Genomic DNA, 16758 nt, shown 5'->3' on the forward strand with positions numbered 1-16758 from the left:
CCGCTCCCACAGGTTCAGCAGTGTTCACAAATTTTGTGTTCGACGCAGTCCTTGTGGGAGCGGGCTTGCTCGCGAACGGGCGCTACGCCATCTTCAAGCCCGGCGTGAGGGCCGCCGGCAAGACCAGGCTCGGCGTTTCCAGCGAGGCCACCGGGTACGCGCAGTAGTCCGCCGCGTAATAGGCACTGGCGCGGTGGTTGCCCGAAGCGCCGACGCCGCCGAATGGCGCACTGCTTGCCGCACCGGTCAGTTGTTTGTTCCAGTTGACGATACCGGCGCGGCTTTCCAGCCAGAACTGCTGGTAGCGTGCTTCGGAGTCCGACAAGAGACCTGCGGCCAGGCCGTAGGCGGTGTCGTTGGCTTCAGCGATCGCCCCTTCAAAATCAGCGTAGCGGATCACTTGCAGCAACGGGCCGAACAGCTCTTCGTCAGGACGGTCGGCGACGGCGGTCACGTCCAGGATACCCGGGGTCAGCAGAGCCGACCGAGCCTGTGGCTGGGTCATTTCCAGCAGTGCCACGGCACCATTGGCCAGCAGGTGTTCCTGTGCATCCATCAATGCTTTCGCAGCGCCAAGAGAGACCACCGAGCCCATGAACGGCGCCGGTTGCTGATCGAAGGCACCGACTTCAATAGTCGCACTGACCGCCACCAGGCGCGCCAGCAGCGAATCGCCCCAGGCGCCCTGCGGCACCAGCAGACGGCGGGCACAGGTGCAGCGCTGGCCGGCGGAGATGAACGCCGACTGAATGATGGTGTACACCGCGGCATCGAGGTCGGCGACCTGATCGACTACCAGTGGGTTGTTACCGCCCATCTCCAGCGCCAGGATCTTGTCCGGACGACCGGCGAACTGCTGGTGCAGGTGATTTCCGGTACGGCTGGAACCGGTGAAGAACAGACCGTCGATGCCCGGATTCGCCGCCAGGGCGATGCCGGTTTCGCGAGCGCCTTGCAGCAGGTTCAACACGCCAGCCGGCAGACCGGCTTCGATCCAGCACTTGACCGTCAGTTCCGCCACTTTCGGCGTCAGCTCGCTCGGTTTGAACAGCACGCTGTTGCCCGCCAGCAATGCCGGCACGATGTGGCCGTTCGGCAAGTGGCCCGGGAAGTTGTAAGGACCAAACACCGCCACCACACCGTGGGGTTTGTGGCGCAGCACGGCGGTGGCGTCGCCCAGCGGGCCGCTCTTCTCACCGGTACGCTCGCGGTAGCTCTGCACCGAGATGGCGATCTTGTTGACCATGCTGGTCACTTCGGTCGCCGCTTCCCACAAAGGCTTGCCGGTTTCTTCACCGATGGTGTGGGCCAGTTCGTCAGCGTGATTCTTCAGCGCAGCGGCAAAGGCTTCCAGCACCGAAATACGCTCTTCCAGGGTACGCCGCGCCCAGCCCGGGAACGCCTGACGCGCCGCTTGCACAGCCGACTCGACCTGAGCGGCAGTGGCACCGACGCCGGACCACAGCACCTGCTGGGTCACCGGGTTCAGCGACTCGAAGGCTTCGCCCTGACCGGCCAGCCATTCACCTGCGATGTAAAGCGACTTCATTATTTCGACTCCCGAGCTGCGGACAACGCCACGGCGCGCACTTGATCGCCAGCGTTGAGTTGAAGACGTTTGGCGGTCAGCGGGTCGACCACCAAAGTACCGGCGGCCAGACGTGCCGGAGCGGCAGTGATGCGGCAGTCTTCGCGCTTGCGGTTGTGAATGATGAATGGCGTGGCATCGTCGCCCGGCGTGCCAACGGCCAGCACCAGCGCCTGGCTGTCACGCACGGCGCGGATCTTGCCGGTTTCGCATTCGATGGCCGGGCCGGCGTCGAAAATGTCGACGTAACCCTGGTAGCTGAAACCTTCGCTCTTGAGCATGGCCAGCGCCGGCTCGGTGTCCGGGTGAACCTTACCGATCACATTGCGCGCATCCGGCGAGAGGAAGCAGGTGTACAGCGGGAATTTCGGCATCAGCTCGGCGATGAACGCCTTGTTGCCCACGCCGGTCAGGTAGTCGGCCTGGCTGAATTCCATCTTGAAGAAGTGCCGGCCCAGGCTTTCCCAGAACGGCGAACGCCCGGCTTCGTCGGAAACACCGCGCATCTCGGCAATGATCTTGTTGCCGAACAGCTGCGGGAACTCGGCGATGAACAGCATCCGCGCCTTGGACAGCATGCGCCCGTTGAGGCCGCTGCGGTAATCGGCATGCAGGAACAGCGAGCACAGCTCGGAGTTGCCGGTCAGGTCGTTGGCCAGGAACAGCGTCGGGATTTCACGATAGATGTTCAGCTCTTGCGAAGCGCTGACCGTCAGACCGACCCGGAAGTTGTACCAGGGCTCACGCAGGCCGACGGCGCCGGCGATCGCGGAAATGCCCACCACACGAGCGTTGTCGTCTTCGAGCACGAACAGGTAGTCCGCATCGGCCCGCCCGGCTTCGCCGCGAAAGGTCTTCTCGGCCCAGCCGACCCGGTGGGCCAGACGCTCTTCGTTGGCCGGCAAGGTAGTCAGGCCGGTGCCGGTACTGCGGGCCAGGTCGATCAGAGCGGGTAAATCGCTGCTGCGTACGGGACGAACGATCATGCTATCTCCTCAAACGGGCCGCTTGCGCCACCCGTGAAACTCGCTGCTTTCTAAGCATTCTTTTAAGCAGGTGTTAAACCGCCACCAGACGCACGCTGGCACCTTCACCGACGCCCAGGGCTTCAGCCGCTTCCAGGTCCAGGGTCACCGGTTTACCCGGCGCGTAGTCAAGCTCGAGCATGACGGCGCGGTAGTCCTGCAACTGGGCATTGGCGACCAGGTACTGGCGACCGACACCTTTGACCGGCTCGCCGATCTTCACCGGCACCACACGGCTCTGGGCGATCGAACGGATCCCCGAGACACGCGCATGCAGGGTCGGGCCGCCGTCGAAGATGTCGATGTAGTGATCGGTCTCAAAACCTTCGCGCATCAGGATGTCGAAGGTGATCTGCGCCCGCGGGTGCACCTGGCCCATCGCTTCCTGCGCGGAGTCCGGCAACAGGGGCACGTAGATCGGGTAGTGCGGCATCAGTTCGGCGAGGAACGTACGGCTCTTCAGGCCGCACAGACGCTCGGCTTCAGCGTAGTTGAGGTCGAAAAAGTTGCGGCCGATGGCGTCCCAGAATGGCGAGTCGCCGTTTTCATCGCTGTAACCGACGATCTCGGTCACCACGGAATCGGCAAAACGCTCCGGATGGCTGGCCACGAACAGCAGGCGACCACGGGAGTTGAGTTCCGACCACGGCGAACCCACCAGATCGCGCTGCACGTAGAAACTGGTCAGCAAGCTGTTGCCGGTCAGGTCGTGGCACTGGGAGAGCACGTGGATCTTGTTGTGAATCTTCAGCTCGCGGGACGCGTGCACGAACGTTTCGTTGCGGAAGCTGTAGAACGGCTCGGAGTAACCGGCCGACGCCACGATGGCCGAGCAACCGACCAGTTTTCCGGTGGCCGAGTCTTCGAGGACGAAGAAATAGCTTTCCTCTCCGTTGAAGCTCACTTCGGCGGCGAACGAGGCTTCGCTTGCCGCGATCTTGTCGCTCAGGCGCTCAACGTCATCCGGCAAGGAAGTGACACCAATCGGACTGTCCGCAGCCAGACGCTGTACCTCGCCCAGATCAGCCATTTGCGCGGGGCGCATCACCAGCATGGTGTCACTCCTTTCTTAAACTCTTTTGAGGGAAATAAGCCGGGGCCGCCTTGGAACTCCTGTAGGAGCGAGCTTGCTCGCGATGGAGTGTCAGTCGACACCAATGTGGCTGATCCACCATCGCGAGCAAGCTCGCTCCTACAGTAAAGCGGGCCCGGCATACAAAAATTGGGTTCGACGCCTGACCTGCAGGCGTCGAAGGGTCTATCAGGCTTGCGTCAGTTTTGCCGCGGCGCGTTCGAAGCGGTCCAGGCCTTCGTCGATGTCCGCGTCTTCAACCACCAGGCTCGGCGCGAAGCGCACCACGTCCGGGCCGGCTTGCAGCACCATCAGGCCTTCTTTTTCAGCGGCGTTGAAGATGTCCTTGGCCTTGCCTTTCCAGGCATCGCTCAGCACACAACCGATCAACAGCCCCATGCCGCGCACCTGGGTGAACAGGCCGTACTTCTCGCCGATCTGCTCAAGGCGCGCCTTGAACTTGTCGTGCTTGGCGTTGACGCCAGCCAGCACTTGCGGGGTGTTGATCACGTCGATCACCGCGCCCGCAACAGCGCACGCCAGCGGGTTGCCGCCGTAGGTGGTGCCGTGGGTGCCGACGACCAGGTGCTTGGCCAGGTCTTCGGTGGTCAGCATCGCGGCGATCGGGAAACCGCCGCCCAGGCTCTTGGCGCTGGTCAGGATGTCCGGAATCACGCCGTAATGCTGGTAGGCGAACAGGTGGCCGGTACGGCCCATGCCGGTCTGCACTTCGTCGAAGATCAGCAGCGCGTTGTGCGCGGTGCAGAGCTCACGGGCGCCTTGCAGGTACTCGAGCTCAGCCGGGATCACACCGCTCTCGCCCTGGATCGGCTCCAGTACGACAGCGCAGGTCTTGTCGGAAATGGCCGCTTTCAGGGCTGCCAGATCGTTGTACGGCACGTGGCTGATGCCGGTGATTTTCGGGCCGAAACCGTCGGAGTACTTCGACTGGCCACCGACGTTCACAGTGAACAGGGTACGGCCGTGGAAGCTGTTGAGCGCGGCGATGATTTCGTACTTCTCGCTGCCGAAACGATCGTGACCGACGCGACGGGCCAGCTTGAAGGCGGCCTCGTTGGCTTCGGCGCCGGAGTTGCAGAAGAAGGCACGCTCGGCAAAGGTGGCATCGACCAGCTTGTGGGCCAGGCGCAAGGCCGGCTCGTTGGTAAACACGTTGGACACGTGCCACAGCTTGTTCGCCTGCTCGGTCAAGGCACCGACCAGCGCCGGATGCGCGTGGCCCAATACGTTAACGGCAATCCCGCCAGCGAAGTCGATCAGCTCGCGACCGGACTGGTCCCAAACGCGGGAACCGGCGCCACGCACTGGAATGAAAGCGGCAGGCGCGTAGTTGGGAACCATTACCTGGTCGAAATCGGCGCGTTCTACCGCAGCGTGATCAACGGACATCGGAGTCTCCTGAAGAGGAACACCCGCCTGAAACTGGCGAGCGATGGGGGGATTGTAAGGACAGTTTTCAGCCCGGCCTTGCCGCCAAGCGACAACTTCTTATAGCGCAAACCCCGGATTTTCCCGGGTTTACGGCAATGCGACATATAGGGTCGCAAAGGCGCAGTTTAACTGGCCGACAGGGTTAGCGGCAGGGCTGCGGGGATTTGATTCGCAAAACCGCCCATGCCCTAACTATGTACCGCACCACAATCGTCACGCTCTGATTTGCTTGGGCACCCTTTAATGCTCAAGGATTGAAGCGATGACATCGCCTGTAGAACCACAACCGGCCGACACGGCTCTCCCGGAACACCCCGATAGTCACTATCTGCATCTGAAAAATGCCGTTCCCCAATGGCTTGGCAACGCCTCAGTCTCCAGACGCCGGGCGTTCGCGGGTACCGAGCCGAAACTGCCCGCTCGATTGAATACCGCCACAGCCGACCAACACGCCGAGCTCAATGCACTCAACGCTGCACACTGGGGCGTACAAAATACTATCGATCGGGCACTGGAGCGGGTGCGGGACGCCAACGCATTTGCTGAACCGCTCCTGAAAAACGCCATCAAAACCCGCTACGGCCTGGACCTGGATGTCAAAAAAACCTTCTTGCGCCTGCACATCCCCCTGACGATTCCGTGGTTCCCGGTCAAGTCCGGCGGCTCACGAACCTGGACGATTTCGTTGCTGGATGCGGCGCTGCACAACTTCGAAAGCAAGGAAACCCAAGCCGACCACTTCGAGGCCGACTCGACCTTCACCACGCAACCGTCGCCCACCGGGCAGTTCGAGACCCTGCCCGCCGTCAAGGCCAGGATCAGCATCCCGGCGTTTACCCAGCTGTGCAGGGACCTGGATATTGGTGGGCAGTACAAAACCTATCTCGAAGAAAACCTGGGCGTTACCAACCCGGTTGTCGCCGCCGTGCTCAAACCCAAAGTCGTCGAAAGCCAGAAAGCTGCACTGAAGAGTGCCTTGCAGTTTGCACGGATGAACAGAGATATCCAGGAAGACTACTTTCTCCTGATTCAGGGGATGCTCGATGGCATACAAGGCATGAGGCTTGCGGGCGAGGCCTTGCACTGTCACGACTTGACGATGATGTCCGCCACACTGACCGGCATCGTCCTGTTCGCCCCCGACCTTGAACGGGCTCGCAGGACCGTGCGGGTGGTGGCTTACATCCCGGACGATCCCAGGCACCCGATCAAGGAATACCCGTCGACCCTCGAATTCATGCAGACATTGACCGGACAATTGCGCGACACCGATTATCAGAAATTCTTCAGTCGCTTCGTTGCCCACGAAGAGCGCGGCTATTTCTTTGGCAACCTTGCCAATCGCCTCTCGAGCATCACCTGGCACCAACACACCCCGGGCGACTCGCGGCCGACCTGGCGTGAAACCCCCATCGAGCAGCCCAACCTGCAATTCGCCTCCACACCCATCAAGCGCCCACTGTGGCAGCACCTCTACCAGGCCAAACTCAACAAGATCCTCAATGATGGGCGGGTCATTGCCGTATCGACAGCGACAGCCGACCAGAAAGCCCGCTGGGCGTTGTGGGACTCCTTCGTCGACATCGCGAAAACGATCCTGGAGGTAGCCGTGTTCGTCGTAGCGCCCTTCGTGCCGCTGGCGGGGGAAATGATGATGGCCTACATGGCCTATCAGCTGCTGGACGAGACCTTCGAAAGCATTGTCGACTGGGCCGAGGGCCTTAAAACAGAAGCCTTCGAGCACTTCCTCGGCGTAGTCGAATCGCTCATTCAATTGGGCGGTTTTGCCGTGGGCGGTACGGTGGTTGCCAGTGAGTTTCGCAAAGTACTCCCCAGGGAAGTTGTCCGCTTCATCGATCGCTTCAAACCCGTATCGGCCCATGGTGGCAAAACCCGCTACTGGCAACCCGACCTGAGCAACTATGAGTCGAACATCCACCCGCCGGAAGGCGCCACGCCTGATTCGCTTGGCCTCTATCAACTTCAAGACAAACGCATTGTAAAAATCGAAGATAAACACTATGCCGTGCAAGCCACTGGCGACACCTACACCGTGCAACACCCCAACCGTCCCACCGCCTATCGCCCCGCCCTGCAACACAACGGTTCAGGTGCCTGGAAAACCGAGCTTGATCAGCCCCTGCACTGGGACAACGCCAGGATGGCGCGGCGCCTCGGGCACAAGGTTGATGACTTCACCGATCTTGAACTCGACCACGCCCTGCGCATCAGCAACACCGACGAAACGGTGCTACGCAAGATGCATGTACACAGTGAAGCCGAGCCCCCCCTACTCACCGACACCCTTGAACGACTGCGCATTGAAAAGGACATCAAGCAACTGATCGCCCAACTCCGAAGTGACGACCCGCTGGAGTATCGCCAGGCCGACCCGCAAGCCCAGTTGCAACTGCTGACCAGCTACGGCCTGTGGCCAGAATCCAGAGCGCTGCGTTTTCTCGACGCCGAAGGCAAGACCGCCTGGGAGTTCCGTACGAAGGAGCATTTGCCGGTTATCCAGATACACGAAGCGCAACTGGGCAATGGCAACTTGCTCAGGACGGTCCTGGAGACCCTTGATCCAACTGACATCAGGACTCTGTACGGTAGGGACTACGACAATCCAGCCATCCCGATTGATACCCGCGCCAGAAACCTGGCCAGGAAACTGGCGCAAATCGCCGAGGACAAGCGTGCCTCGCTATTTACCTCACGTTACACAGAGCAAGAGTCGACACCGCAACCGCGCCCCCGAAAAATCATCGAGGCCGTGCCAGGGCTACCCAAAAGCGTGGCGCAGGAGTTGCTCAATCATGCCAGCGGCAATGAACTCAGGGAAATCGATCAAGGGCACCTGCCAAAGCGCCTCGAGGATCTTGCCCGCCAGGCCAATGAAGAGGTGCGCGTGACCCGCGCATACGAAGGGCTGTATCTGGACACCCCGGCCTCACCGGATACCGAAACGCTGGCGCTGCGCTCGCTGCAACAGTTGCCAGGCTGGTCAACCGAGGTGCGGATCGATGTCCATTACAATGCCTTCAACGGCCCGCGGGTCGATGGCATCGGTGAACCACAAGCGCCAATCCACAAAATTCTGGTGCTGACCAGCGATGGCCGCTATCAGGCTTATGATGATCAAGGCCTGGAGCTTAGCGGCGCTACCGATCTCTACTCCGCCGTATTGCAAGCGCTACCCGACACCCAGCGAAACAGCCTGAACATGCATATCGGTGAAAACGGCAAACTGAAGCAGGCACTGCGTGACAATCCGCTGGAACGAGCCGAGCTTCGAACGGCCCTGGCACTCCCGCCAGCGCCCCAGCCTGTCATTGAAAACCTGCGCCTGTTGGGAGTTGAAGGTTATCACCGCAGTTACAGCGAGCGGCCACGCACCCTGGAAGATCGAGCACGCGAGATTTACCCCGGCCTTTCGCCGCAACGTATCCAGGCCTTGCTCCAACGGCTGCAGAACCACCCCTCCGGCCCGCGCGCGGAACTGTCGCGCCTGCGCAACGAATACCTGCAACTGCAGGATGATCTGTATATCTGGTCCAATAACCCGCCTGCCGTGCATCCGCGGACCAACGTAGCCTTGAGTGAAGAGGAGTTGCTGAGCGAGACACAAAATCGGCGGTTGCTCAGGGAGCAACTATTGCGCTGCTGGCGCCAGGAGACTGAGTTTCTTTATCCGGACCTGGGTGCCACCGGCGGTCACACCTTTAAATTCTCCCTGCCCATCACCGGCGACCTCCCCACCCTGACTGCCGACTTCAGCCATGTGTCAGCCTTATCGCTGGTAAACGGTACAAGCGCACGCGGCATTGATACTTTCCTGCAGCAGTTTCCCGGCCTGCGTCGTCTGGAACTGCGCGATTTCACCCTGCAAAATCTGCCACAACCGATCAATGCGCTGCCGCAGCTAAATCATCTGATCTTGAACAACTGCGCGCTCACACTCACCCCGCAAAGCCAGGCAAGCATCTCCTCGCTGACCCGGCTTACAAAGCTCGATCTGCGCAACAATCCACTGGGCCGGCTCCCCAGCCTTGAAAGCATGCCTGACCTGATGTACGTCGATCTTGCCGGCACCGGTATTACCAGCGTTCCCGAGGGCCTGGTGAATCACCCGGTTATTCAATTCGCCAATTTGAACGGCAACCGGATCACCGAACTGCCCGTCGCCCTCTTTGATCACCCCGAGGACGTCAGGTATGGCTTCGATTTCGGCAACAACCCGCTGTCTACGGTCACTCGAGAGCGCATCAAGGCTTACTTCAAACAGACCGAGTGGGACTTTGAAGTGCCTGCCGATCAATCTGATATCGATCGGGTCAAAGCCCTGTACCCCAATCTGGAGGACGAAACCGCCAGCATCTTCGTCTACCAATTGCCCGGCACACTGATAGAGGGCCGGGCCTACCTGGCGCTTCGAGAGGCGGAACTCATTCGACTCACCAGCGAGCTGAGCCTGTGGGCGGCCAACGTACCCGCTACCCACCCTGCTACCGGCACCGCCCTGACGGCCGACGAGATGTTTGCCGAGCACGTCAGAAGAGACGAGTTCAAGCAAAACCTGGAACGCTGCTGGCGCCAGATACCGATCGAAAACGCCGCCACCAGTGAATACGGCTTCGTTTCACACCTGTCGATCATGGGCGACTTGCCGACGCTGAGCGCCGACTTCGGCCACGTGCCCGAACTGTACTTAACGAGCACCGGTGGCAACTTGCCGAGGCTCGGCAGCTTCCTGGAAAATTTTGCGAACCTGGAGAGTCTGACCATACGCGGCTATCAGTTGGGCAACCTCCCTGAAGCCGTGTTCCGCATGAACAGGTTGACGGTATTGAGCCTGCCTGACTGCGCAATCACGCTGACACCCGGTACCGCAGAGGCGCTGGCGGGAATGGACAGACTTGATTTCTTGAACCTGCGCCGCAACCCGCTAGGCCTGAGCCCCGATCTAAGGCAAATGAACGATATCTCGTCCCTTGATCTCAGCTATACCGGCATCAGCGAAATCCCCAGAGGCCTGTTTCAAATCAACACCTGGACGGACGTCGATCTCAGCCACAACGCCATTACCGAGATGCCCATCGAGCTGATGGAGGTCGATGCGGGTGTCGGTGAAAGCTTCGACTTCAGCAGCAACCCGTTTACCGACGAAAGCCTGCAACGCATCGCGGCTTACTACCGAGCAACCGAAAATGACCTGGGGATAAATGAAGTTGCCAACATGCCCATACCGGAGGATGAAGCACCGAACATCGACATTGAAGACTGAGCCCGTAACATCAGCTGGGTATCATGACTGGCTGGCGCCGCCCTGACGCTCGCTTTGTCTAGCCGCGCTCCGGCGGCACCGACGACAATTCGAACGGACTGCTGCTACGCCGCTGGTTGCGATCTTCCCGCGGCGTGGCACCGAAGAAATTGCGATAGGCGCTGGAGAAATGCGGCCCCGAGGAGAAGCCACAGGACAGGCCGATCTGGATGATCGACTTGCTGGTCTGCATCAACATCTGCCGGGCCTTGTTCAGGCGCAGCTCCAGGTAATACTGGCTAGGCACACGGTTGAGGTATTGCTTGAAGATCCGCTCCAGTTGCCGACGGGACACGCACACGTGCTGGGCGATTTCGTCGGTGGTCAGCGGCTCTTCAATGTTGGCTTCCATCAACAGCACGGCCTGGGTCAGCTTCGGATGGCTGGAACCGAGGCGGTTCTGCAACGGAATGCGCTGGCGTTCGCCACCCTCGCGGATGCGCTCGACCACCAATTCTTCCGACACCGCACCGGCCAGTTCCGCACCGTGATCACGGGCCAGCACCGCCAGCAGCAAATCGAGCACCGACATGCCGCCGCACGCGGTCAGGCGATCGCGATCCCAGTCGAACAGGTGACTGGTGGCGATGACTTTCGGGAAACGCTCGGCGAAATCGTCCTGCCAGCGCCAGTGAACTGCAGCGCGATAACCGTCGAGCAAACCCAGCTGCGCCAACGGATAGACACCGGCCGACAGACCGCCGATCACACAACCGGAACGCACCAGTTGCTTGAGCGCACTGCTGAGTGCTGGCGCCAGTGCGGTTGGTGGCTCGTCGGCGAGCAGGAACAGTTTCTGGAAGTTTTCGAGTTTGCCGGTCCATGCTTCGCCCGGTAATTGCCAGGCGCTTTCGGTCGGCGGTTCGGCCTGCAGGAACGTTAGCTCGTAGACCACGTCCGGATGCACACGCTGGGCAACACGCAAGGCCTCCTCAGCCAGCGCAAGCGTCAGTGCTTTAGTGCTGGGCCAAATCAGGAAACCAATTCGATGGGCAGTCATGGGCGAGCGATCCGAAGCGAAGAACAGTGATGAAGGCATGGGCCAATGCTAGCCCGTAAATGTACACAAATCGCAAAAACAGGCAAAAGTTCAGCTGGGGGGAGATTTCCTGTAGGAGCGAGCTTGCTCGCGATAGTAATGGGTCAGTCAGCGCTTGTGGTGACTGACATTCCGCTATCGCGAGCAAGCTCGCTCCTACAGAGGTGCACAACGGCAGTTCTGATTACTTCAGGCTACCCGAAAGGAATTGCTGCAAACGCTCGGATTGCGGATTCACCAGCACTTCACGCGGGTTGCCGCTCTCTTCGACCACACCTTTGTGCAGGAACACCAACTGGTTCGACACTTCACGGGCGAAGCCCATTTCGTGCGTCACCACCACCATGGTCCGGCCTTCCTGGGCCAGGGCCTGCATGACTTTCAACACGTCGCCAACCAGCTCCGGGTCCAGCGCCGAGGTCGGTTCGTCGAACAGCATCACTTCCGGTTCCATCGCCAGCGCACGGGCAATCGCCACGCGCTGTTGTTCGCCACCGGACATGTGGCCAGGGTAGGCGTCCTTGCGATGCGCCACGCCCACCTTGTTCAGGTAGTGCTCGGCTTTCTCGCGAGCTTCGGCCTTGGATACGCCCAGCACGTGTACCGGCGCTTCCATGATGTTTTCCAGCGCGGTCATGTGCGACCACAGGTTGAAATGCTGGAACACCATCGACAGGCGCGAACGCATGCGCTGCAGCTGTTTCGGGTCGGCGGCCTTCAGCGCGCCGTCCTTGTTCGCCACCAGCTTCAACTCTTCGTTGTTGAGCAGGATCTTGCCCGCGTGCGGCTGCTCCAGCAGGTTGATGCAACGCAGGAAGGTACTTTTGCCGGAGCCACTGGAGCCGATGATGCTGATCACATCGCCGGCTGCCGCTTTCAGGGACACGCCCTTGAGCACTTCGTGACTGCCATAGCGTTTATGCAGGTCTTGGACTTCAAGTTTGTACATGCGGTCGGTTCTCACAAAAACAGTCAGTCAGTCGTTGAGCAAGCGCCCGTGACGCAGCGCTTCGCGCCCCGCCACCTTGGCCAGCCAGAAACCGGGTTGGGCATAACGCAGCCGTTCAATGGCAAACAGCACCCCGGACGTACCAGCACACACCGTGCTGATCCGATCCGCCAACGGATCGATCACTTCAAAAATCTCGTCGCCCGCGTCAACCCACTCACCGGGTTTGCGCAGGAAACTCACCACACCGGGGTGTGGTGCCAACAACAATTCAGTGCCTTCGAACGGCATACCCTCGCAAGACTCTTGCGCAGGTTTCGGCCACTCACCGCCCATCAGGCCTTGCTCGGCGAGAAACGCCAGAATGCCTTCGGCATGGGCGCAGGCCTGGGCACGACCGGTGTCGGCCTGCCCGCCTAATTCAATGGTAGTCGCCAGACAGGCCAGCGGAATCTGTGCATCCGGAAACAGACGCGACAGACGCAACCACGGCAACGAACAGGCTTCGTCGAACGAACTGCCGCCGGAATCCTCCGCCAGCAGACCGACCCGTACATTCAGGTGCGCAGCCAGCGAACGCCACTGCGGCCAATGCTGCGGCAAGGCATACATGTGCAGCGCCGCTTCAGCGTCGCAATGCAGGTCCAGCACGACATCGGCGGTGCAGGCGTGGCTGAGCAGCACACGCTGCATGCCTTGCAACTGGCTGCTCGCCTCCGGCAATGCGGCCAGGTGATCGGCCATCGCCTGACGGATCAGGCGAATGTTGGCGTGCGGATCATCACCCAGGCTCTCTGCCAGCGCAGCCGCAACCGGCGCGCTCAACTCGACGAAATCGCGGTTGAAATTCTTGCCGCTGCCCGCTTCGAAACGCCCTTGGTGATTGCCCTGCAGCAGTTGACCGAGGCCCAGTGGGTTGGCCACCGGCACCAGTTCGATCACACCGTTGAGCAAGCCTTGGGCTTCGAGTTCGGCCAGACGCTTTTTCAGCTCGAAGGCTGTGCGCATGCCCGGCAGTTCATCGGCGTGGAGGCTGGCCTGGATGTAGGCCTTGCGCTCACCACTACCGAAGCGGAACACCGAAATCCGCCGTTCGCTGCCCAGGTGGCTCCACGGCAAAGCATGATCGATGCGTTCCATGTCAGTGCTTCCGCGGGGCCAGGTAGCCCAGCCAGCGGCGCTCGGCCATCTTGAACAGCTTCACCAGGATGAAGGTCAGGCACAGGTAGAACACGCCGGCGGTAATGTACGCCTCGAACGGCAGGTAGAACTGGGCGTTGACCGTGCGCGCGGCACCGGTGATGTCGATCAGGGTCACGATGGACGCCAGACTGGTGGTCTGCAGCATCATGATCACTTCGTTGCTGTACTGCGGCAGCGCGCGGCGCAGGGCCGACGGCAGCAGGATGCGCTTGTACATCTTGACCCGCGACATGCCCATGGCCTTGGCCGCTTCGATCTCGCCGTTCGGCGTGGCACGCAGGCTGCCGGCGATGATTTCGGCGGTGTAGGCGCTGGTGTTGATCGCGAACGCCAGGCACGCACAGAAGGTTGCGCTGGACAGCCACGGCCAGAGGAAGCTTTCACGCACCGCTTCGAACTGCGCCAGACCGTAGTAGATCAAAAACAGCTGCACCAGCATCGGCGTGCCACGGATCACGTAGGTGTAGAGCCACGCCGACATGTTGACGACAGCGTTCTTCGAGACGCGCATCAGGCCCAGCGGCAATGCGCACAGCAGGCCGAAGAACAGCGACAGCGCGAGCAGTTTGAGGGTGGTCAGCAGGCCGCCGAGGTACAGCGGCAGAGCCTCCCAAATGACGTTGTAGTCGAAGATCATAGATCAGCCGCCCTTACGCCTACCGAGTAGCGCTTCTCAAGGTGACGCAATGCCAGCAACGAGACACTGGTGATCACCAGGTACAACGCCGCCACTGCGAGGAAGAAGGTGAAAGGCTCGCGGGTGGCGTCGGCCGCCTGCTTGGCCTTGAACATCATGTCTTGCAGCCCCACCACCGAAATCAGCGCGGTAGCCTTGGTCAACACCAGCCAGTTGTTGGTGAAACCCGGAATCGCCAGACGAATCATCTGTGGCACCAACACCCGGAAGAACACCTGGAAACTGCTCATGCCGTACGCCATGCCGGCTTCGGCCTGCCCCTTGGGGATTGCCATGAAGGCGCCACGGAAGGTTTCCGACAGGTACGCACCGAAGATGAAGCCCAGGGTGCCGATACCGGCCGCCAACGGGTTCAGGTCGATGTACTCGTCATAGCCAAGCATCGGCGCGACGCGGTTGAGCAGGTCCTGGCCGCCGTAGAAAATCAGCAGGATCAGCACCAGGTCGGGAATACCGCGGATCACCGTGGAATACAGGTCGCCCAGCCAGGCCAGCCAGCGCACTGGCGAAAGACGCAGTGCCACGCCGATCAGACCCAGGACAATAGCCAGGGCCATGGACGACAAGGCGAGCTGAAGCGTCAGCCAAACGCCATCGAGGATGACAGCCCCGTAGCCTTTCAACATGATTCAGGTCCTCGAAAGTTGGGATGAAAAAATGGCGCAAACCTCAGAGATCCTGTTGCTTGCGCCATTTCGGACTTGTCGCTGGGACGTATTACTTGCCGTAGATATCGAAGGCGAAGTACTTGTCCTGGATTTGCTTGTATTTGCCGTTCTCGCGAATCGACGCGATGGCGGCGTTGAGCTTGTCCAGCTCAGCCTTGTCGCCCTTGCGAACCGCAATGCCTACGCCGTCGCCGAAGTACTTGACGTCGGTGAACGCCGGGCCGACGAACGCGAAGCCTTTACCGGCGTCGGTTTTCAGGAAACCGTCATCCAGCAGCGTAGCGTCTGCCACGGTGCCGTCGAGGCGGCCGGCGGCCACGTCGAGGTAAATTTCGTTCTGCGAACCGTATGGCTTGATCTCGGCACCCAGCGGGGCCAGGACTTCACGGGCGAAACGCTCGTGGATCGAACCACGCTGCACGCCGATGTTCTTGCCCTTGAGCTCGGTCAGGCCTTCGCTGACCTGAGTGCCGGCCTTCATGACCAGGCGAGCCGGGGTGTTGTAGTACTTGTTGGTGAAGTCCACGGACTTCTTGCGATCTTCAGTGATCGACATGGACGACAGGATCGCGTCGATCTTGCGTACTTTCAGCGCCGGGATCAGGCCGTCGAACTCTTGCTCGACCCACACGCACTTGACCTTCATCTCTTCGCACAGGGCGTTGCCGATGTCGTAGTCGAAACCCACGATGCTGCCGTCCGGCGCTTTCGATGCGAACGGAGGGTAAGCCGCTTCGATACCGATTTTCAGAGGCTTTTCATCGGCGAAGGTTGGCAGGGACAGCACGGACAGTGCCAGGGCGCCAAGCAGCACGAGTTTCTTCATCTTGGGACTCCATCGGTAAAGGGCTAAAACGGCAGAGTGAGCGACAGCCCATTATGCGAATGAGTGGAACCGGAAAGCGTTGCTGCGTCCTGCATTGCGCGTGCGAAATTTCAACACGGGCAACGACGAGCGAGTGATCGGCATTCTAACGACAGGCCGGAAGCCGATATTTCTTCAATGCGACAACTAATTACAGAAGCACCGAGAATGCCGTTTTGGCACATTGACAGCCCTGCAAAATCATGCAAAGGCAAAAGACATTGAACCGATCTATATTGCAAATTGCGGGCCTATTATTGGCAAACCCTTCTAATCCGGCAAGCTTGGCGTGGGGTGTTATTTTTCATCGGTGGTTTTGAGACCCTGATACAGGGCATGGCGTTTCCCAATGCCCCGTACTGGCGCGACGCGGTTACACATTCAGTAACCTGAAAGATCGCGGGTAACAGTAGGAAAATGCCGACAGAGGAAACCGATATTTATTGGTGGATGTTGCTGCAGTGCCTGCCAAACCACCTTCGCGAGCAAGCCCGCTCCCACATTTGACCGTGTTCTGGCAAACGACTCGGTCAAATGTGGGAGCGGGCTTGCTCGCGAAGAGGCCAGACCAAACAACAAAAAACCCCACCAGACTCACACCTGGTGGGGTTTCGATGACGCCAAACGCTACTTACGCAACATTCATCGTCTTGTGCGTATCAATCAAATGCTGCACCACACCCGGATCCGCCAGGGTCGAAATATCCCCCAACCCCTCGTACTCCGCCGTGGCAATCTTGCGCAGAATCCGCCGCATGATCTTGCCCGAGCGAGTCTTCGGCAGCCCCGGCGCCCACTGGATCACGTCCGGCGAAGCGATCGGGCCGATCTCCTTGCGCACCCAGTTTTTCAGTTCCAGGCGCAGTTGCTCGCTCGGCTC

General features: G+C 60.3%; 12 protein-coding genes. 1 reads left to right on the forward strand and 11 read right to left on the reverse strand.

Annotated features, from left to right (window positions below):
* Positions 1–82: 82 nt before the first annotated feature.
* The 4 genes from astD to ACLD1X_RS09885 form a co-directional block, all read right to left on the reverse strand.
* The gene (astD, locus tag ACLD1X_RS09870; RefSeq protein ID WP_429367145.1) at positions 83–1552 is read right to left on the reverse strand and encodes a succinylglutamate-semialdehyde dehydrogenase; all 1470 of its coding nucleotides are present in this window, start codon (positions 1550–1552) and stop codon (positions 83–85) included.
* Complete coding sequence (gene astA, locus ACLD1X_RS09875) at positions 1549–2574, reverse strand: arginine N-succinyltransferase (RefSeq protein WP_429367126.1); 1026 nt, start codon at positions 2572–2574, stop codon at positions 1549–1551. The genes astD and astA overlap by 4 nt, the downstream gene beginning before the upstream one ends.
* Positions 2575–2647: 73 nt before the next feature.
* A complete protein-coding gene (gene aruF / locus ACLD1X_RS09880; RefSeq protein WP_007971023.1) occupies positions 2648–3667 on the reverse strand; it encodes an arginine/ornithine succinyltransferase subunit alpha in 1020 nt (339 codons plus the stop codon).
* Between the two features lie 207 nt (positions 3668–3874).
* A complete protein-coding gene (locus tag ACLD1X_RS09885; protein WP_429367127.1) occupies positions 3875–5095 on the reverse strand; it encodes an aspartate aminotransferase family protein in 1221 nt (406 codons plus the stop codon).
* A gap of 304 nt (positions 5096–5399) precedes the next feature.
* On the opposite strand from ACLD1X_RS09885, the gene ACLD1X_RS09890 reads away from it, so the two are divergent.
* Positions 5400–10418 (forward strand): dermonecrotic toxin domain-containing protein, encoded by a 5019-nt coding sequence (locus tag ACLD1X_RS09890; protein WP_429367128.1) that lies wholly within the window; start codon positions 5400–5402, stop codon positions 10416–10418.
* A 58-nt stretch (positions 10419–10476) separates the two neighbouring features.
* Here the strand turns inward: ACLD1X_RS09890 and argR are convergent, their stop codons facing one another.
* The 7 genes from argR to ACLD1X_RS09925 all read right to left on the reverse strand — a co-directional run.
* Entirely contained in the window at positions 10477–11457 is a 981-nt protein-coding gene (gene argR / locus ACLD1X_RS09895; protein WP_429367129.1) for a transcriptional regulator ArgR, read from the reverse strand.
* Between the two features lie 223 nt (positions 11458–11680).
* Positions 11681–12445: an ABC transporter ATP-binding protein gene (locus ACLD1X_RS09900; RefSeq protein ID WP_007971015.1), complete on the reverse strand. Its 765-nt coding sequence runs from the start codon at positions 12443–12445 to the stop codon at positions 11681–11683.
* Positions 12446–12472: 27 nt separating this feature from the next.
* A complete protein-coding gene (locus ACLD1X_RS09905) occupies positions 12473–13585 on the reverse strand; it encodes a M14 family metallopeptidase (RefSeq protein WP_429367130.1) in 1113 nt (370 codons plus the stop codon).
* 1 nt (position 13586) lies between these two features.
* Positions 13587–14285, reverse strand: coding sequence for an ABC transporter permease (locus ACLD1X_RS09910; protein WP_429367132.1), 699 nt, complete (start codon positions 14283–14285; stop codon positions 13587–13589).
* Positions 14282–14971, reverse strand: a complete 690-nt coding sequence (locus tag ACLD1X_RS09915) for an ABC transporter permease (protein ID WP_095193266.1) — start codon at positions 14969–14971, stop codon at positions 14282–14284. The genes ACLD1X_RS09910 and ACLD1X_RS09915 overlap by 4 nt, the downstream gene beginning before the upstream one ends.
* A gap of 91 nt (positions 14972–15062) precedes the next feature.
* Entirely contained in the window at positions 15063–15839 is a 777-nt protein-coding gene (locus tag ACLD1X_RS09920) for an ABC transporter substrate-binding protein (protein WP_008022793.1), read from the reverse strand.
* 670 nt (positions 15840–16509) lie between these two features.
* Positions 16510–16758, reverse strand: a 249-nt coding sequence (locus ACLD1X_RS09925) for an AMP-binding enzyme (RefSeq protein WP_429367135.1), incomplete at its 5' end; no start/stop codon positions are given.

The sequence above is a fragment of the Pseudomonas sp. 18173 genome, from assembly GCF_050432945.1.
In the GTDB taxonomy this organism is placed as follows: domain Bacteria; phylum Pseudomonadota; class Gammaproteobacteria; order Pseudomonadales; family Pseudomonadaceae; genus Aquipseudomonas.

What these genes read in the sequence shown, in the direction of transcription:
- astA (WP_429367126.1), bottom strand. Translation starts at nt 2,574, where the DNA reads ATGATCGTTCGTCCCGTACGCAGCAGCGATTTACCCGCTCTGATCGAC.
- aruF (WP_007971023.1), bottom strand. Translation starts at nt 3,667, where the DNA reads ATGCTGGTGATGCGCCCCGCGCAAATGGCTGATCTGGGCGAGGTACAG.
- ACLD1X_RS09900 (WP_007971015.1), bottom strand. Translation starts at nt 12,445, where the DNA reads ATGTACAAACTTGAAGTCCAAGACCTGCATAAACGCTATGGCAGTCAC.
- ACLD1X_RS09920 (WP_008022793.1), bottom strand. Translation starts at nt 15,839, where the DNA reads ATGAAGAAACTCGTGCTGCTTGGCGCCCTGGCACTGTCCGTGCTGTCC.
- ACLD1X_RS09910 (WP_429367132.1), bottom strand. Translation starts at nt 14,285, where the DNA reads ATGATCTTCGACTACAACGTCATTTGGGAGGCTCTGCCGCTGTACCTC.
- argR (WP_429367129.1), bottom strand. Translation starts at nt 11,457, where the DNA reads ATGACTGCCCATCGAATTGGTTTCCTGATTTGGCCCAGCACTAAAGCA.
- ACLD1X_RS09915 (WP_095193266.1), bottom strand. Translation starts at nt 14,971, where the DNA reads ATGTTGAAAGGCTACGGGGCTGTCATCCTCGATGGCGTTTGGCTGACG.
- ACLD1X_RS09890 (WP_429367128.1), top strand. Translation starts at nt 5,400, where the DNA reads ATGACATCGCCTGTAGAACCACAACCGGCCGACACGGCTCTCCCGGAA.
- ACLD1X_RS09885 (WP_429367127.1), bottom strand. Translation starts at nt 5,095, where the DNA reads ATGTCCGTTGATCACGCTGCGGTAGAACGCGCCGATTTCGACCAGGTA.
- ACLD1X_RS09905 (WP_429367130.1), bottom strand. Translation starts at nt 13,585, where the DNA reads ATGGAACGCATCGATCATGCTTTGCCGTGGAGCCACCTGGGCAGCGAA.